Source organism: Bacillus sp. MN7755, from assembly GCF_054771475.1.
Map to the genome: position 1 here is coordinate 163770 of NZ_BTRL01000012.1, position 17664 is coordinate 181433.

At 37.7% G+C, this 17664-nt stretch carries 17 protein-coding genes; all 17 read right to left on the minus strand.

Translation table 11 applies throughout. The annotated features are described in order from the left end of the window. Window positions 1-6: 6 nt before the first annotated feature. Window positions 7-1149 (minus strand): 1-deoxy-D-xylulose-5-phosphate reductoisomerase, encoded by a 1143-nt coding sequence (dxr, locus tag ACYVEC_RS12925; protein WP_063221124.1) that lies wholly within the window; start codon window positions 1147-1149, stop codon window positions 7-9. A 23-nt stretch (window positions 1150-1172) separates the two neighbouring features. Further along, on the minus strand, window positions 1173-1964 hold the full coding sequence (cdsA, locus tag ACYVEC_RS12930; protein WP_063221125.1) for a phosphatidate cytidylyltransferase: 792 nt from the start codon (window positions 1962-1964) through the stop codon (window positions 1173-1175). 17 nt (window positions 1965-1981) lie between these two features. Beyond that, complete coding sequence (gene uppS, locus ACYVEC_RS12935) at window positions 1982-2758, minus strand: isoprenyl transferase (RefSeq protein ID WP_060631982.1); 777 nt, start codon at window positions 2756-2758, stop codon at window positions 1982-1984. A gap of 85 nt (window positions 2759-2843) precedes the next feature. Beyond that, the gene (frr, locus tag ACYVEC_RS12940) at window positions 2844-3401 is read right to left on the minus strand and encodes a ribosome recycling factor (RefSeq protein WP_000531504.1); all 558 of its coding nucleotides are present in this window, start codon (window positions 3399-3401) and stop codon (window positions 2844-2846) included. Window positions 3402-3403: 2 nt separating this feature from the next. Then, on the minus strand, window positions 3404-4126 hold the full coding sequence (pyrH, locus tag ACYVEC_RS12945) for a UMP kinase (RefSeq protein WP_000042667.1): 723 nt from the start codon (window positions 4124-4126) through the stop codon (window positions 3404-3406). Window positions 4127-4192: 66 nt separating this feature from the next. Then, on the minus strand, window positions 4193-5080 hold the full coding sequence (gene tsf / locus ACYVEC_RS12950) for a translation elongation factor Ts (protein ID WP_001018584.1): 888 nt from the start codon (window positions 5078-5080) through the stop codon (window positions 4193-4195). 103 nt (window positions 5081-5183) lie between these two features. After that, window positions 5184-5885 (minus strand): 30S ribosomal protein S2, encoded by a 702-nt coding sequence (gene rpsB, locus ACYVEC_RS12955; protein ID WP_000111485.1) that lies wholly within the window; start codon window positions 5883-5885, stop codon window positions 5184-5186. 348 nt (window positions 5886-6233) lie between these two features. Then, entirely contained in the window at window positions 6234-7013 is a 780-nt protein-coding gene (gene codY, locus ACYVEC_RS12960; RefSeq protein WP_000421290.1) for a GTP-sensing pleiotropic transcriptional regulator CodY, read from the minus strand. 77 nt (window positions 7014-7090) lie between these two features. Beyond that, a complete protein-coding gene (hslU, locus tag ACYVEC_RS12965; RefSeq protein WP_098555008.1) occupies window positions 7091-8482 on the minus strand; it encodes an ATP-dependent protease ATPase subunit HslU in 1392 nt (463 codons plus the stop codon). Between the two features lie 22 nt (window positions 8483-8504). Next, entirely contained in the window at window positions 8505-9047 is a 543-nt protein-coding gene (gene hslV, locus ACYVEC_RS12970; RefSeq protein ID WP_000526271.1) for an ATP-dependent protease proteolytic subunit HslV, read from the minus strand. A 42-nt stretch (window positions 9048-9089) separates the two neighbouring features. Further along, window positions 9090-9989, minus strand: a complete 900-nt coding sequence (gene xerC, locus ACYVEC_RS12975; RefSeq protein WP_063221128.1) for a tyrosine recombinase XerC — start codon at window positions 9987-9989, stop codon at window positions 9090-9092. A 65-nt stretch (window positions 9990-10054) separates the two neighbouring features. After that, window positions 10055-11359, minus strand: a complete 1305-nt coding sequence (trmFO, locus tag ACYVEC_RS12980) for an FADH(2)-oxidizing methylenetetrahydrofolate--tRNA-(uracil(54)-C(5))-methyltransferase TrmFO (protein ID WP_060631987.1) — start codon at window positions 11357-11359, stop codon at window positions 10055-10057. 50 nt (window positions 11360-11409) lie between these two features. Then, window positions 11410-13494: a type I DNA topoisomerase gene (gene topA, locus ACYVEC_RS12985; protein ID WP_060631988.1), complete on the minus strand. Its 2085-nt coding sequence runs from the start codon at window positions 13492-13494 to the stop codon at window positions 11410-11412. A gap of 144 nt (window positions 13495-13638) precedes the next feature. Continuing rightward, a complete protein-coding gene (gene dprA, locus ACYVEC_RS12990) occupies window positions 13639-14508 on the minus strand; it encodes a DNA-processing protein DprA (protein ID WP_063221129.1) in 870 nt (289 codons plus the stop codon). Between the two features lie 87 nt (window positions 14509-14595). Beyond that, entirely contained in the window at window positions 14596-15498 is a 903-nt protein-coding gene (gene sucD, locus ACYVEC_RS12995) for a succinate--CoA ligase subunit alpha (RefSeq protein ID WP_000115179.1), read from the minus strand. A gap of 19 nt (window positions 15499-15517) precedes the next feature. Next, window positions 15518-16678: an ADP-forming succinate--CoA ligase subunit beta gene (gene sucC / locus ACYVEC_RS13000; protein WP_001020788.1), complete on the minus strand. Its 1161-nt coding sequence runs from the start codon at window positions 16676-16678 to the stop codon at window positions 15518-15520. Window positions 16679-16871: 193 nt separating this feature from the next. Further along, window positions 16872-17645, minus strand: a complete 774-nt coding sequence (rnhB, locus tag ACYVEC_RS13005; RefSeq protein ID WP_063221130.1) for a ribonuclease HII — start codon at window positions 17643-17645, stop codon at window positions 16872-16874. Window positions 17646-17664 lie beyond the last annotated feature (19 nt).

Below are 17664 nucleotides of genomic sequence, written 5' to 3' on the forward strand. Positions count from 1 at the left end.
CCTTTGCTAAATTTGTTCCATCACAAACCGTCTTGTGGCTGCATCAATTTCCAGAATTTCCTCTAGGCTCGGACGTGCAATGACATTGTGATGGTTCATTGCTTTTTCAATGAGGTCTTCCACTGTTAAGAAACCAATTCTCTTTTGTAAAAAAGCTTCAACAGCTACTTCATTCGCTGCATTCATTACAGCCGGCATACTTCCACCTGCTTTTCCAGCTTCATACGCAAAACGCAGGCAGCGGAAACGTTCTTGGTTCATTTTCTCAAAATGCAATGTGCCGATTTCCCATAAATTTAACTGCTTTGTGTCAGAAAGCGGTAATCGATCAGGATATGTAAGCGCGTATTGAATTGGTACTCGCATATCAGGTGAGCCAAGCTGTGCCATCACACTACGATCTTCAAATTCAACCATAGAATGAATAATACTTTCTTTATGTAAAACAACATCGATTTGCTCATAAGGGATACCAAAAAGCCAATGTGCTTCAATTACTTCTAGTCCCTTATTCATCATTGTAGCAGAATCAATTGTAATTTTCGAACCCATTGACCAGTTTGGATGTCGAAGCGCATCTTCTACGGTCACATGATGCAATTCATCTCTCGTTTTATCACGAAAACTTCCACCAGAAGCCGTAATAATTAATCGAGAAATTCTTTTTTCATTTTCACCATTCAAGCATTGAAAAATAGCTGAATGTTCACTATCTACTGGAAGTAACGAAACATTATGTTTTCGCGCTGCTTCCATTACAAGATGCCCTGCAGTCACTAACGTTTCTTTGTTTGCAATTCCAATTGTTTTTTTCGCCTCAATTGCACGTAGTGTTGGTAACAACCCTACGCTACCTACAACAGCGTTTACTACAATCTCCGCATCTGGATGTAATGCTACTTCTAAAAGTCCTTCACTACCATATACAATTTTTGTATTACCAGAAACAGCTTGTAGTTTTAGAACATCTTCCTCTCTTTGCACAGAGACGATTTGCGGAGAAAATTCTTGAATTACCTTTACTGCGTAGTCAATATTTTTCCCTACAGAAAAAGCAACGAGACGGAATTGGTCTGGGTGCGAGCGTAATACATCTATAGTTTGTGTACCAATTGATCCGCTTGCACCTAATAAACTAATGTTTTTCATTACTCCAACCCCTCGTTCATTCATTAATTATATTGTAATAAGAAGTAGAGAATTGGTAAAACGAATAACCAACTATCTGTTCGATCTAATATACCACCATGGCCAGGTAAAATTGTACCTGAATCTTTTACACCATAATGACGTTTAAATGCGGATTGTACTAAATCACCAATTTGTCCAAAAATAGAAATGATAATTGTCAACACAATTAAAATTCCTACATTAGCCTCAACTGGGAAGAAAATATTGTAAACAAGTGCCACAACAATTCCACAAACGATGCCGCCTAATGAGCCTTCAATCGTTTTATTCGGACTAATTTCTGGCCATAATTTTCTTTTTCCTAATGCTTTTCCTATGAAATATGCGCCTGAATCAGTAGCCCATATAACAAATAATGCGCAAAACACATATTTAATTCCTAATATTCTCGTTTCATTCAAATATAGGAATCCCATTGCAACATATGTTGTTGCCATTAGTAAAAATGAAGCATTGTCAAAAGTAAATGTATTCTTAGAAAGGACTGTATATGATAAAAGTAATAAAACAATCACAAATGTGATTTCTAATTTACCTAATCCAATCCAAGTAAACAGTTCTGATGCACTACTTGGAATTAAAATAACCCATAATAATACTACAGCTAAAACTGTTGGTACTGAAATAAGCGTAAGCTTATTCATACGAATTAATTCATATAAACCTATAGAAGCCAGTGCATACACTAAAACCGTAAAAGGCACGCCACCGTAAATTACGATGGGAATGAATAGCGCGGCAGCAACCACTCCAGTAATAATTCTCTGTTTCACTACCAAACCCTCTCTTTCTACACGCCTCCGAATCTGCGCCCTCTATGTTGAAAGTCTGTGATCGCATTTAGCAAATGTTCTTCCGTAAAGTCTGGCCAATACACATCTGTAAACCAAAATTCCGAATATGCAATTTGCCATAACATGAAATTACTAATACGTAACTCTCCACTTGTACGGATTAACAACTCAGGATCAGGTAACGAGCTCGTCATTAAGTAGGAAGAAAGCATTTCTTCACTTACATCTTCAATACGAACCTTTCCTTCCTCACTATCTTTCATCATATGTTGCACAGCAGAAACGATTTCATCTCGACTTCCATAGTTTAACGCGAAATTAAGAATTAATCCCGTATTCTCTTTTGTATCTTCCATGGCCTTCTCCATCGCTCTGCGTGTGTGCGTAGGAAGACGATCTTGTTGCCCTATTACTCGGACTTGTACGTTCTCTTCAATCAATTCTGGTAAAAATGTACCTAGAAATTCTTCTGGAAGTCTCATTAAATAGTCAACTTCCTTTTTCGGTCTTTTCCAGTTCTCAGTTGAAAAAGCATAAAGAGTTAATACTTTCACATTAAGTTTGCTTGCAAATTTTGTGATTTTCTTTACAACTTGCATGCCTTCATGATGTCCCGCAATACGAGGCATCGCTCTCCTCTTTGCCCATCTTCCATTACCATCCATAATAATGGCAATATGTTCTGGGATGTATCCTTTTTTCACTTCTTCAACGAGATGATCAAACGATGCGACCTTTTTACTTTTAAAAAAAGGAAAGTTTTTAAACATCATTCATACCCTCCAGCAAGCAGACATATGCCTAAAAGTGTAAAAAGACCCCCTTAAGAAGAGGGTCATATTTGCGAAAGTATCGCTATTACACTTCCATGATTTCTTTTTCTTTGTTTTTTGCGATTTCGTCAACTTTTGCAATATATTTATCTGTTTCTTTTTGGATATCTTCAGTATATCCTCTTAAATCATCTTCTGTAATATCGCCAGCTTTTTCAAGCTTCTTAAGATCATCATTACCGTCACGACGTACGTTACGAACAGCAACTTTTGCTTCTTCAGCATATTTTTTCACAACTTTTACAAGATCACGACGACGCTCTTCTGTTAATGCAGGGAATGCAATACGAATTACAGTTCCATCATTAGAAGGATTTAAACCTAAATCTGCTTTTAAGATTGCTTTTTCAATATCACCGATAGAAGTTTTATCATAAGGTTGAATTACAAGTAAACGTGCTTCTGGAACTGTAATGTTCGCTAATTGCACAACAGGTGTTGGTGCACCATAGTAATCAACTTGTACCTTATCTAATACAGACGAGCTTGCACGACCTGCGCGAACTGTTGCTAATTCACGAGAGTAAGCAGCAACTGCTTTTTCCATTTTTTCATTTGAAGACTTCAATACTTGTTGTCCCATATTTATTTCCCCCTTACAACTGTTCCAATATTTTCGCCTAAAACGGCACGTTTAATGTTACCTTTTTCCATAACCGAGAATACAATTAATGGAATATCATTGTCCATACATAAAGAAGAAGCTGTTGAATCCATTACACCTAAACCTTCTTTTAATACATCTAAGTAAGTAAGTGTTTCGTATTTCGTAGCTGTTGGGTCAAGAGATGGATCTGCATTATATACGCCATCTACATTGTTTTTCGCCATTAAGATAACGTCTGCTTCGATTTCCGCTGCACGTAGTGCTGCCGTTGTATCTGTAGAGAAATATGGGTTACCTGTACCTGCTGCAAAGATAACAACACGTTTCTTCTCTAAGTGACGAACTGCTTTACGACGAATGTAAGGCTCTGCTACTTGACGCATTTCGATTGAAGTTTGAACGCGAGTTTGAATTCCAATGTTCTCTAAGCTATCTTGAAGAGCTAATGAGTTCATAACTGTTGCTAACATACCCATGTAATCTGCTCCAGCACGATCCATTCCCATTTCACTTCCGATTTTTCCACGCCAAATGTTTCCGCCACCAACAACAACAGCAACTTCTACATCAAGTTCTGCAATTTCTTTCACTTGTTCCGCAACTGATTTTATAACAGATGGGTTAATTCCAAATCCTTGTTCCCCAGCTAACGCTTCTCCGCTTAGCTTTAATACGACACGATTATATTTCGGTTTACTCATAATGAACCTCCAATTGCTTACATCTTTATTTTAAAAAAGGGAACACAATGTGTTCCCTAATCTTTATTAGTTGCTACCTTTTACTTGGTTCATTACTTCTTCAGCAAAGTTGTCTTCGCGTTTTTCAATACCTTCACCAACAGCGTAGCGAACGAATCCTTTTAATGTTCCGCCTTTAGACTCAACGAACTGACGAACTTTCATATCAGGGTTTTTAACGAATGCTTGGTCAAGTAAGCAAATCTCTTCGAAGAATTTACCTAGACGGCCTTCAACCATTTTTGCAACGATTTTTTCAGGCTTGCCTTCGTTTAAAGCTTGTTGTGTTAATACTTGACGCTCATGCTCAACTTCTTCAGCAGTTACAGCATCGCGGTCGATGTATTTAGGGTTAACTGCTGCGATGTGCATTGCTACATCTTTAGCAGCAGCTTCGTCAGTAGAACCTTCAAGAACTGTTAATACACCAATACGTCCACCCATGTGTAGGTAAGCGCCGAATGCATCAGCATCAGTTTTTGATACGATTTCGAAACGACGAAGTGTAAGTTTTTCACCAATTTTAGCGATTGCTTCATTGATGTGCTCTTCTACTGTTTTGCCGCCTTCGATTGTTTGAGCCATAGCTTCTTCAATGTTAGCTGGTTTGTTAGCTAATAAGTGAGCAGCTAATTCTTTAATTAACGCTTGGAAACCTTCGTTTTTCGCAACGAAATCAGTTTCAGAGTTTAATTCTAAGATTAAACCTTCGTTACCGTTTGTTTCGATGAAAGTTAAACCTTCAGCAGCGATGCGGTCTGCTTTTTTAGCAGCTTTTGCAATACCTTTTTCACGTAAGAAGTCAATTGCTTTCTCCATGTCGCCATTAGTTTCAGTTAAAGCTTTTTTGCAGTCCATCATACCTGCGCCTGTTTTTTCACGAAGTTCTTTTACCATTTGTGCAGTGATTGCCATATTTTTCATCCTCCTAAAATATGTATTTATACCTTTTATAAAGGTGTTTATACCTTAAAAAAGGTGATAAAAGGCCGAACCCCTTATCACCTTTCCAAATTTGTTACGCAGTAACAGTTTCTTCACCTTGTTTTGCTTCAAGGATCGCGTCTGCCATTTTAGATGTAAGAAGTTTTACAGCACGAATTGCATCATCGTTTGCTGGGATAACGTGATCGATTTCGTCTGGATCACAGTTTGTATCAACGATACCGATGATTGGAATGTGTAATTTGCGTGCTTCAGCAACTGCAATACGCTCTTTACGAGGGTCTACTACGAATAATGCACTTGGAAGACCTTTCATATCTTTAATACCGCCTAAGAATTTCTCAAGACGCTCTAACTCTTTTTTAAGTTGAACAACTTCTTTCTTAGGAAGTACTTCGAAAGTACCATCTTCTTGCATTCTTTCGATGTCTTTAAGACGCTTGATACGCTTTTGGATTGTTTGGAAGTTTGTTAAAGTTCCACCTAACCAACGTTGGTTAACGAAGTACATACCAGCACGAGTTGCTTCTTCTTTAATAGCTTCTTGTGCTTGTTTTTTAGTACCTACGAATAAGATGTCTCCACCTTCAGCAGCGATGTCACGCATCGTTCTGTAAGCTTCCTCAACTTTTTTCACAGTTTTTTGTAAGTCGATGATGTAGATACCGTTACGCTCTGTGAAAATGTAACGCTTCATTTTTGGGTTCCAACGACGAGTTTGATGTCCGAAATGAACACCAGCTTCAAGCAATTGCTTCATAGAAATTACTGACATAATATAGTTCCTCCTAAATGGTTTTTGATATCCTCCGTTTACTTCATCTCTAAGCGAAACTACAAACGTAGCACCAACACTTAAATCAGTAAACGTGTGTACTTTGTACTGACACCACTGCTTACTATATCATACTGAAATATTACAATCAAGTCGAAAATGCGAACAATGTAAAACTTTCTTTATTCACACTCGAATTCTAGTATTACCAACCTGTATTTCTTTTAAGCAAAAAAGTGAAATTCAAATAATAGTTTCTAAAAAACATGATTATGGCGCTGTTCACAAACAACATCAACCTCTTATATACAAAAAAAACTCTCCTCAAGGGAGGAGAGTTTTTATAAATTAGTTTGTTTTTAATTTAGCAAGTTCTTGTAGAAACTTGTCGTTTAGCACTTTAATGTATGTTCCTTTCATACCTAAAGAGCGCGACTCAATAACACCAGCACTTTCTAATTTACGTAGTGCATTTACGATTACAGAACGAGTAATTCCTACGCGATCAGCAATTTTACTTGCAACAAGTAATCCTTCTGTTCCATTTAATTCTTCGAAGATATGCTCGATTGCTTCTAACTCACTGTAAGACAATGAACTAATCGCCATTTGAACAACAGCTTTACTACGTGCTTCCTCTTCAATTTCTTCTGCTTTTTCACGTAAGATTTCCATACCTACTACAGTTGAACTGTATTCAGCAAGGATTAAATCATCGTCTAAGAACTCTTGACCAAGACGAGCTAACACTAATGTGCCTAGACGCTCACCGCCACCAACGATTGGTACGATTGTAGTTAAACCTTGACCGAATAATTCTCTATTTTCTACCGGGAATGCTGTGTAAGCACTGTTTACATCTAAGTTAGAAGATGTTTCTGTAATGTTGAATAAGCTTTGTGTGTATTCTTCCGGGAATTGACGCTCTGCAAGCATTTGTTTCATACGCTCATTCTCAATTTGTTGGTGAATTGCATAACCTAGTAATTTACCACGACGGCTTACTACGAATACGTTCGCTTCGATTACTTCACACATTGTGTCAGACATTTCTCTAAAGTTTACAGGCTTTCCTGCTGCGCTCTGTAATAACGCATTTAATTTTCTTGTTTTTGCTAATAATTCCATTTCAAAAGTTCCTCCTACATGTTACTCACATATTTTTTCATCACTTGGAAACTAGGGCGAGTCACCTGATGACACAATTACAAAATAAACTGGCTCACATCTTTATTTTTAGCAATCGTTGCTAATTTCTCCTCAACGTATTGAGGTGTTATCGTTATTTTCTCTAACGTAATTTCAGATGCTTCAAACGATAAATCTTCAAGGAGCTTCTCCATAATCGTATGAAGTCTTCTTGCTCCAATATTATCTGTATCCTGATTAACTTGATAAGCAATCTCAGCAATCTTACGAATAGCTTCGTCTGAAAATTCAATTTCTATACCTTCAGTCGCTAATAAAGCCATATATTGTTTAATTAACGCATTGTCAGGCTCGATTAATATTTTAACAAAATCATCTGTAGATAATTTTGTTAATTCTACTCGAATCGGAAATCTCCCTTGCAGTTCCGGAATTAAATCCGACGGTTTAGACATATGAAACGCTCCAGCTGCAACGAATAAAATATAATCCGTTTTTACTGATCCGTATTTTGTCGCAACATTCGATCCTTCTACAATTGGTAAAATGTCACGTTGCACACCTTCACGTGATACATCTACGCTATTCGACTGCTTACCAGCAATTTTGTCAATTTCATCGATAAAAATAATCCCGAGCTGTTCAGCACGATAAACAGCCTCTTGTGTAACTTCATCCATATCAATTAAGCGCTGTGCTTCCTCATTTGTCAAGAGTTTTCTTGCTTCTTTCACAGAAAGTTTACGTTTTTTTGTTTTTTTCGGCATAAAACTTCCTAATGCATCTTGGAAATTCATTCCCATTTGTTCCATGCCAGTTCCTTGTAACATATCGAACATGGAAGACTGTTGCTCAGTCACTTCAATCGATACAATCTCATCTTCAAGAAGTCCTGCAGCAAGCTTTCTTTCTACATCTTGACGTTTCTTTTCAATTTCAACATCTTCCTGTTCGTCAGATGTTTGATTCGAATTTTGAGAACCGCCAAATAGCATTTCTAATGGGTTTTTAAATCCAGATTGTTTCTCCGGACTCGGCACTAAAATTTCAACAAGACGTTGGTTCGCTTGCTCTTCTGCTTTGTCTTGTACTTTAATTACCATTTCTTCTTTCACGATACGAACTGACGTTTCTACAAGGTCACGTACCATCGATTCTACATCTCTACCTACATATCCAACTTCTGTAAACTTCGTAGCTTCAACCTTAATAAAAGGTGCTCCAACGAGTTTTGCCATTCGTCGTGCGACCTCCGTTTTACCAACACCTGTCGGTCCAATCATTAAAATATTTTTAGGTGCAATTTCATCACGTAGATTTTCAGCTAATTTACTTCGGCGGTAACGATTTCTTAAAGCTACAGCAACCGCTTTCTTCGCATCTTTTTGACCGATAATGTATTGATCTAATTTTTCCACAATTTGACGCGGAGTAAAATGTAAATGCATATAAAATGCCTCCCTTACGATTCTACAATTCTTCCACAATTATATTGTGGTTTGTATAAACACAAATATCGCCAGCAATATCTAAACTCGCTTTCGCAATTTGCTTTGCTGTTAAATGTTCACTTGCATATTGCTTTAAAGCACGACCTGCAGAAAGCGCATAATTCCCGCCAGATCCAATTGCTAAAATACCATCATCTGGTTCAATCACTTCTCCTGTACCTGAAACAAGAAGCATAGTTGTTTTATCCATTACAATGAGCATCGCTTCTAGCTGACGTAACATTTTGTCGCCACGCCATTGTTTTGCCATCTCAACTGCAGCACGCTGCAAGTTCCCATTGTACTCTTCTAATTTCCCTTCAAACATTTCAAAAAGAGTAAATGCGTCAGCAACGGAACCTGCAAAACCAGCTAAAACTTTCCCTTGGAAAAGTTTACGGACTTTACGAGCTGTATGTTTCATTACAACCGCATTTCCCATTGTCACCTGGCCATCTCCAGCCATTGCACATTCTCCATTATGATGAACTGCAAATATCGTTGTAGCGTGGAAATTCCCCATAGAAAAAACTCCTTTATATGTTTTTATAGCTTTAAAAGCAATTTATGCCCGTGGGTGATGCTTCATGTAGACAGAACGCAATCTTTCTTTAGAGACATGCGTATAAATTTGTGTCGTCGACAAATTCTCATGACCGAGTAGCTCCTGTACAGTACGTAAATCTGCCCCTTCATCTAACATGTGTGTAGCAAATGTATGCCTTAACATATGGGGACTTATCCGCATTGTCAGTGAAGCCTTCTTAATGAGTTCATTTAATACATAACGTACCCCTCGACTTGTCAGCGGCGTGCCTTTCGCATTTAAAAATACCATATGAGAGTGTTCTTCAGTTTTTTGAGCTAACTGTTTTCTCCCGTTCTCTATATAAGTAATTAAAGCATCGTGTGCATAACTCCCGAACGGAATATATCTTTGTTTTTTTCCTTTTCCCATTACTAAAATTGTTCCCACCGCGAAGTCAATATCGGTAAGTTGTAAATTGACACATTCACTCACACGGATCCCAGTCGCATACATCAACTCTAATAAAGCTTGATTCCTTTGACCTAGCGGCGTTTCCGTGTCAGAAACTTCAAATAATTCCTCTAATTCTTCAGCATATAAAAACTTTGGGATTGACAATTCTTTTTTGGGGAGTGACGCAAGTGCAAACGGATTATCTTTCCGATAACCTTCACGCATCAAAAAACGATATAAACTTCGTAAGCTTGATACTTTTCTTGCGACAGATTTACGGGCTAACTTTTCATCGTGCAACGTCGTTAAGTACAAACGAACATCCGCGTATGTAATATCTAAAAAAGAGGATATGCCTTCTCGCTCCATAAATTGCACAAAATGTTCTAAATCATTTTGATAACTTGCAATTGTATATTTTGAATAATTTCTTTCAATTTGTAAATATCCAACGAATAATTGTAACAATTTCTTCACATTCACACAATTCACCTCAATAAAGGCTACTAAATCGTATCACAACTTAGTAGCCTTTGCAAGAAATTTAACTAAATATTTACAAAATTTTGAATCGTTTCTAAAGCGCGTGTTGCATAGGCTTCATTACGTTCTGCTTTCCTTTTAATTTTCTTCTCTAACGGTGCAAACAGACCGAAGTTTGCATTCATTGGTTGGAAGTTTTTCGCGTTTGTCGCAGTAATATAATTTGCCATACTTCCCATTGCAGTTACAGGCGGTAATACAACTGGCTCTTCACCTTTCACAAGTCGAGCAGCATTAATACCTGCTAGTAATCCTGACGCCGCCGATTCAACATATCCCTCTACTCCAGTCATTTGACCAGCGAAGAATAAATCATCACGTTGTTTATATTGATATGTTGGACGAAGCAAGTTAGGTGAATTAATAAACGTATTGCGATGCATTACACCATAACGTACAATCTCTGCGTTTTCCAGCCCTGGAATCAACTGTAACACTTCTTTTTGTGGTCCCCACTTTAAATGCGTTTGGAAACCTACGATATTGTATAGCGTTCCCGCTGCATCATCTTGACGTAACTGAACAACAGCATATGGCGTTTTCCCTGTTTTCGGATCTTCTAGTCCAACAGGTTTCATCGGTCCAAATACTAGTGTCTGTCTTCCTCTACTTGCCATAACTTCTACCGGCATACAACCTTCAAAGAAAATTTCTTTTTCAAATTCTTTTAAAGGTACTGTTTCAGCAGCGATTAAAGCCTCGTAAAAACGGTCAAATTCCTCTTCTGTCATCGGGCAGTTTAAATATGCCGCTTCACCTTTATCATAACGAGATTTTAAATACACTTTATTCATATCAATGCTGTCTTTCTCAACAATCGGTGCTGCAGCATCATAGAAATAAAAATAGTCTTCACCTGTTAATTCTTTTAATTGCGCAGCAAGATCAGGAGATGTAAGTGGACCTGTCGCGATAACAGTAGGCCCTTCTGGAATTTCAGTGATTTCTTCATTCATCACAGTTACATTCGGATGGTTTTTCACATATTCCGTTACTTTTGCCGCAAATTCATGACGATCTACAGCTAAAGCCCCTCCTGCTGGTACAGAGCACTCATCAGCTGCACGAATAATAACAGAATCCATTAAGCGCATTTCTTCTTTAATAACACCAACAGCGTTAGTTAATGTGTTCGCTCGAAGCGAGTTACTACATACTAACTCTGCAAATTTATCTGTGTGATGAGCTGGTGTTTGCCTTACCGGTCTCATTTCGTATAATCTTACTTGGACACCACGTTTTGCAATTTGGTAAGCTGCTTCACTTCCTGCAAGACCTGCGCCAATGACGTTTACTACTTGTGTTGTCATATATATATCACCTTTCCTTTTCTTCCCGAAAAAAATGTGAGCAGTTACGCTCACATTTGTTGTTCTTCTTCATAATCACACGAAATACATTGTACTTGCACGCCTTTTTTCAACTTCTTCTCTACAAGCATACCTTCGCACTTCGGACATTTACGGCCAATCGGCTTATCCCAAGATACAAAGTCACATTCTGGATACGTACCGCACCCATAGAAAAGACGTTTCTTTTTATTACTACGACGTTCAATAATTTGACCTTTATCACATTTCGGACAAGTAACACCGATTTCTTTCACAATCGGTTTTGTATTACGACAATCTGGGAAATTCGAGCAAGCCATAAATTTCCCGTATTTACCCATTTTAAAGACCATTGGGTGATCACATAATTCACAGTCTTCCCCAGCTGGTTCATCTTTAATTTCCACTTCACGCATTTCTTTTTCCGCTTTTTCTAAACGCGGTTCAAAGCCTACGTAGAAATCATCAACAATTTTTACCCAATTCGCATTTCCTTCTTCTACTTCATCAAGACTTTGCTCCATGTTAGCAGTAAATTCAATGTTAATAATTTCTGGGAAAAACTCTAAAATAAGTTCAATTACTATTTCACCAAGTTCAGTTGGAACGAAGCGTTTATTATCCAAACCTACGTATCCACGTTTTTGAATCGTTTCAAGTGTCGGTACGTAAGTCGACGGTCTCCCAATTCCAAGCTCTTCAAGTGTTCTTACTAGACGAGCCTCTGTATAGCGCGGCGGAGGTTGTGTAAAGTGTTGTTTCGGTTCTAAATCCTTAGAAAATACTGTTTCCCCTACTTCTAAAGGTGGTAACATCTTATCCTTTTCTTCAGCCCCGTCATCTTTCGATTCTACATACACTTTCATAAACCCTGGGAACTTTACAACTGATCCACTTGCACGGAACTGAACATTATTATTAATGAGTCTCGCTGTCACAGTATCCATTATAGCAGACGCCATTTGACTTGCAACAAATCGCTCCCAAATCAATTTATACAACCTAAGTTGGTCACGACCTAAGAAACTCTTTAGTTCCTCTGGCTTTCTCATTACCGAAGTAGGACGAATCGCCTCATGCGCATCTTGTGCATTTGATTTTTTCGTTTCTTTCTTCTTTTCTGTTCCTGTTCCTATGTATTCCGTACCATACGCCTCAGTAATGTAAGTACGAGCCTCTGTTTGAGCCGTTTCTGAGATACGAGTTGAATCGGTTCTCATATACGTAATAAGACCTACAGTTCCTTGTTTTCCAAGATCAATTCCTTCATACAGTTGCTGCGCAAGCATCATTGTTTTCTTTGCTCGCATGTTTAACTTACGCGCTGCCTCTTGTTGCAAGGAAGATGTTGTAAATGGTAATGCAGGATTACGTTTTCGCTCTTTTCGCGTTACATTTTCAACTGAAAACGCATTTTCTTTCAACTGTTCAATTATTTCATTCACTTGCGTTTCATTCGTTAATTGAACTTTTTCTCCATCTACACCGTAAAAGCTTGCTTCAAATGTGTCTTTCCCTTTTACAAATTCTGTCTTAATTGTCCAGAATTCTTCAGGTTCAAAGCTTTGAATTTCTCTTTCACGTTCGATAATTAAACGAACTGCTACAGATTGTACGCGTCCTGCACTTAATCCTTTTTTTACTTTCTTCCATAATAAAGGACTAATATTGTAACCAACAAGACGATCTAGTATACGTCTTGCTTGTTGTGCATCTACTAAATCCATATTAATCGCACGAGGATGTTTAAATGATTCTTTTATTGCATCTTTTGTAATCTCATTAAACACAACTCGACAATCTGATTCAACGTCCACATTTAACGTATTTGCTAAATGCCAAGCAATTGCTTCTCCTTCGCGGTCTGGATCGGCCGCGAGATAGACTTTCTTTGCTTTTTTTGCCGCTGATTTTAAGTCTTTTAAGACGGGACCTTTACCACGAATGGTAATATATTTCGGGGTGAAGTTGTTCTTTACTTCTATCCCCATTTGGCTTTTAGGTAAATCGCGAACGTGTCCCATAGACGCGACAACTTTGTATTTTTTCCCTAAATATTTCTCAATGGTCTTCGCCTTAGAAGGCGACTCCACGATTACGAGGTAATCTGACATGCTAGTGCCTCCTTAAGAGGTGGATTCAAGTCTTCATTAATCTTATTGATTTCTCTTGTTTTTGTCAATCAAGAATGAATATACCATACAGCGCCTATCTACCATTTGTCAATAATTGTTTAATAAAAACATAAAAATATAAGGTTAATTTAACATCTCTTCTAGGATATCTTCTGCATTTCTTACTAGTTTCGCTCCTTGTTGAATTAGATGATTCGTTCCTGATGCACTCTCTATAAATATAGGTCCAGGAAGTGCAAATACCTCTCTATTTTGCTCTAAAGCAAGATCCGCAGTAATAAGTGTTCCACTTCTTGATTTCGCTTCTACAACTAAAACTCCTTTACTTATACCACTAATAATTCGGTTCCTTTTTGGAAAATACCATTTTTTCGGTGCATAGTGTGGAGGATACTCTGTTAATAACAATATATATTCATTCCACGCCTCATATAAATATCGATTCTCTTTTGGATATATATACGATAATCCATGTCCTAGTATCGCAATAGTTGGGCAATGTAGTCTTACTGTAATCTCATGAGACATCGTATCTATCCCTCTTGCAAAACCACTTACAATAAGCCATCCTCTTTCTAATAATGGGTGTAAAATAAATTCTAAACTCTCCTGTCCATATAAAGTCGGTTCTCTCGTTCCAACAACCGCTAATTTATTCGATTTATTGAGAAAATCCTTCTTTCCTTTTCCATATAACACAAAGGGGGGATCTTGTATTTCACGTAAAAGTTGTGGATAATCTTCATCCCATATAGTCATATAAAAGATTCGGTTTTTCTTTAAATAAGATATATATTGTGGGAGACTTGAACTTTGAAGAAAATTTACTAATTCTGAAGATTTTTGCGAGGATATTCCAGTATAATATTCAATTTGCTTTGCATTAAAAGCGTATATTCCTTTCAATTCTGGATCGACATATAATATTCTTTCCATCACCTTCCAATGATCTGCTAACAAGTAATGAAGATGTAATAATCGTTCTCTTTTCATCTCAAATCTCCTTACCCATAATTTTTATTATGTAAACAAGAATTGTGTAAAAAGACACCTTCAAGCAAGAAGGTGTCTTTCAAAAGATTAATAGTTTTTACAAGTCTCAAATAGACCTTTTTCTTTTAAGACAGAGATTAGCGTTTCACCCATAACCGCTGGAGTTTCCGCTACTTTAATACCACAAGCTTCCATTGTTTTAATCTTTTCTGCAGCAGTTCCTTTACCACCAGAAATGATTGCCCCAGCATGGCCCATACGTTTGCCTTCAGGCGCAGTTTGACCACCAATGAAGCCTACAACAGGTTTTGTCATATTAGCTTTTACCCATTCAGCTGCTTCTTCTTCCGCTGTACCACCGATTTCACCAATCATAATTACAGCATGTGTTTCTTCATCTTCATTAAATGCTTTTAACGCATCAATAAAGTCTGTACCGTTAACAGGGTCCCCGCCGATACCTACAGCAGTAGATTGGCCAATACCTTCTTGTGTTAACTGATGTACAGCCTCATACGTTAATGTACCAGAGCGAGATACGATACCTACATGGCCTTTTTTATGAATGTATCCTGGCATAATACCGATTTTACATTCATCAGGCGTAATAACACCCGGGCAGTTTGGTCCAAGTAAACGTGTATGTTTACCCGCCATATATCTCTTTACGTTTACCATATCTAATACAGGAATTCCTTCAGTAATACATACTACTAAATCAATTTCTGCATCAACTGCTTCCATAATTGCATCAGCCGCAAAAGCGGGTGGAACGTATACAACTGAAGCATTTGCGCCTGTTGCCTTCACTGCATCTTCTACTGTATCAAATACTGGTACACCTTCAATATCAGTGCCACCTTTACCTGGTGTTACACCACCGACAATTTTCGTACCGTATTCAATCATTTGCTTTGTGTGGAATAACCCTTGAGAACCTGTAATACCTTGAACAATAACTTTTGTATCTTTATTAACTAATACGCTCATTTTTCTCCCCCGCTTTCTATTAGCCCACTAGTGAAACAATTTTTTGTGCACCGTCTGCCATAGATTCTGCTGCAACAATATTTAAGCCAGACTCATTTAAAATTTTCTTACCTAACTCTACGTTTGTACCTTCAAGACGTACAACTAAAGGCAACTCAAGGCCAACTTGCTTTGTCGCTTCAATAACACCTTCTGCGATAACATCACACTTCATGATGCCACCAAAAATGTTAACGAAGATACCTTTTACATTTTTGTCAGAAAGGATAATTTTGAATGCTTCTGTAACTTTTTCAGCTGTCGCACCGCCACCAACATCTAAGAAGTTAGCTGGATCACCATGGTAATGTTTAATGATATCCATTGTAGCCATCGCTAAACCTGCACCATTAACCATACAACCGATATTTCCATCTAAAGGAATGTAGTTTAAGTCATATTTAGAAGCTTCAATTTCTTTTGCATCTTCTTCTTCAAGATCACGAAGTTCTAAAATGTCTTTATGGCGATATAATGCATTAGAATCAAAGTTTAATTTCGCATCTAATGCCATAACTTTACCATCACCTGTTGTAACAAGTGGATTAATCTCAGCGATAGAGCAATCTTTTTCGATAAACGCACGGTATAAGCCCATCATAAACTTCACAGCTTGTCCTACAAGCTCTTTTGGAATATTGATGTTAAATGCGATTCGGCGCGCTTGGAAGCCTTGTAAGCCTACTGCTGGATCAATATATTCTTTAAAGATTTTTTCAGGTGTTTTTTCTGCTACTTCCTCAATTTCTGTTCCGCCTTCTTCAGACGCCATTAAAACAACTTGAGAAGTTGCGCGATCTAACACAAGACCTACATAATATTCTTTTTTAATATCGCAACCTTCTTCGATAAGTAAGCGTTTTACTTCCTTACCTTCAGGACCTGTTTGATGTGTCACAAGTGTAGTTCCTAAAATGCTCTCTGCATATGTACGAACTTCATCTAAATTTTTTGCAACTTTTACTCCGCCAGCTTTGCCGCGTCCACCAGCGTGAATTTGTGCTTTTACTACACATACATCCGTTCCTAATTCTTTCGCTGCTTCTACAGCTTCTTCTACTGTAAATGCAACCTTCCCGTTCGGAACGCTAACCCCATAGCTTCTAAGGACTGCCTTACCTTGGTACTCATGGATATTCATGGTCCCATCCTCCCCTGTTTTCCTGTTTTACTCGAAAAGTTTTTTAATGTTTAAAAAACATTACATTGCCATTGTATAAGATGATTGGCACGCTGTCTACAATAAAGTGTCAGAAAACTGAAATCGCTTTATTCTTTTTCGAAAATAGTAATGTTTATATGTCAAAATAAAAAATAAGCTGCAAAAATACAGCTTATTTTTGAATCATATCTTTAATTGGTGCAAACGATTTCCGATGTTCTTCTAATACTCCATGCACTTCAATCGCTTCTAAATGTTGTTTCGTGCCATATCCCATATGTTGTTCAAATCCATATGCAGGATACTTTTCTCCAAGCTCTTTCATCATACGATCTCTCGTTACTTTCGCAATAATAGATGCAGCTGAAATAGAAATACTTTTCGCATCACCTTTAATGATGGATGTTTGCGGAATTGGTGTAGGAAGTTTCATCGCATCAATTAATAGATGTTCTGGTGTACAAGATAAATTCGCAACAGCATCTAACATCGCTTGTTTCGTCGCTTGATAAATATTTATCTCATCAATAACTTGTGGTGATACAATTCCAACTCCAATCGCAATTGCTTGTGCTTTGATTTCATCATAAAAACGCTCTCGCTTTGCCTCACTTAGCTTTTTCGAATCATTTAACCCTGGAATATAAAAATCTTCCGGGAGGACAACAGCTGCCGTCACAACAGGCCCAGCTAGTGGTCCACGACCTACTTCATCTATACCTGCAATATATGTGAGGCCTTTTTCACGTAACGCATTTTCATACTTAGACATTTCTAGAAATTTTTCTTTTTCCTTTTGTGCTAACTCTTTTTGTTTATACCACCTCAAAATGAGTTTTTGTACCCCTTTTCGCTCATCCTTCATTAATACTTGAAAGCGGTCGTCCTCTTCACTCATAATTTCTTGCAGTAAATATTCCGCTTCTTGAATCGTCACTTTTTGCATTTATGCCACTCCCTGTATA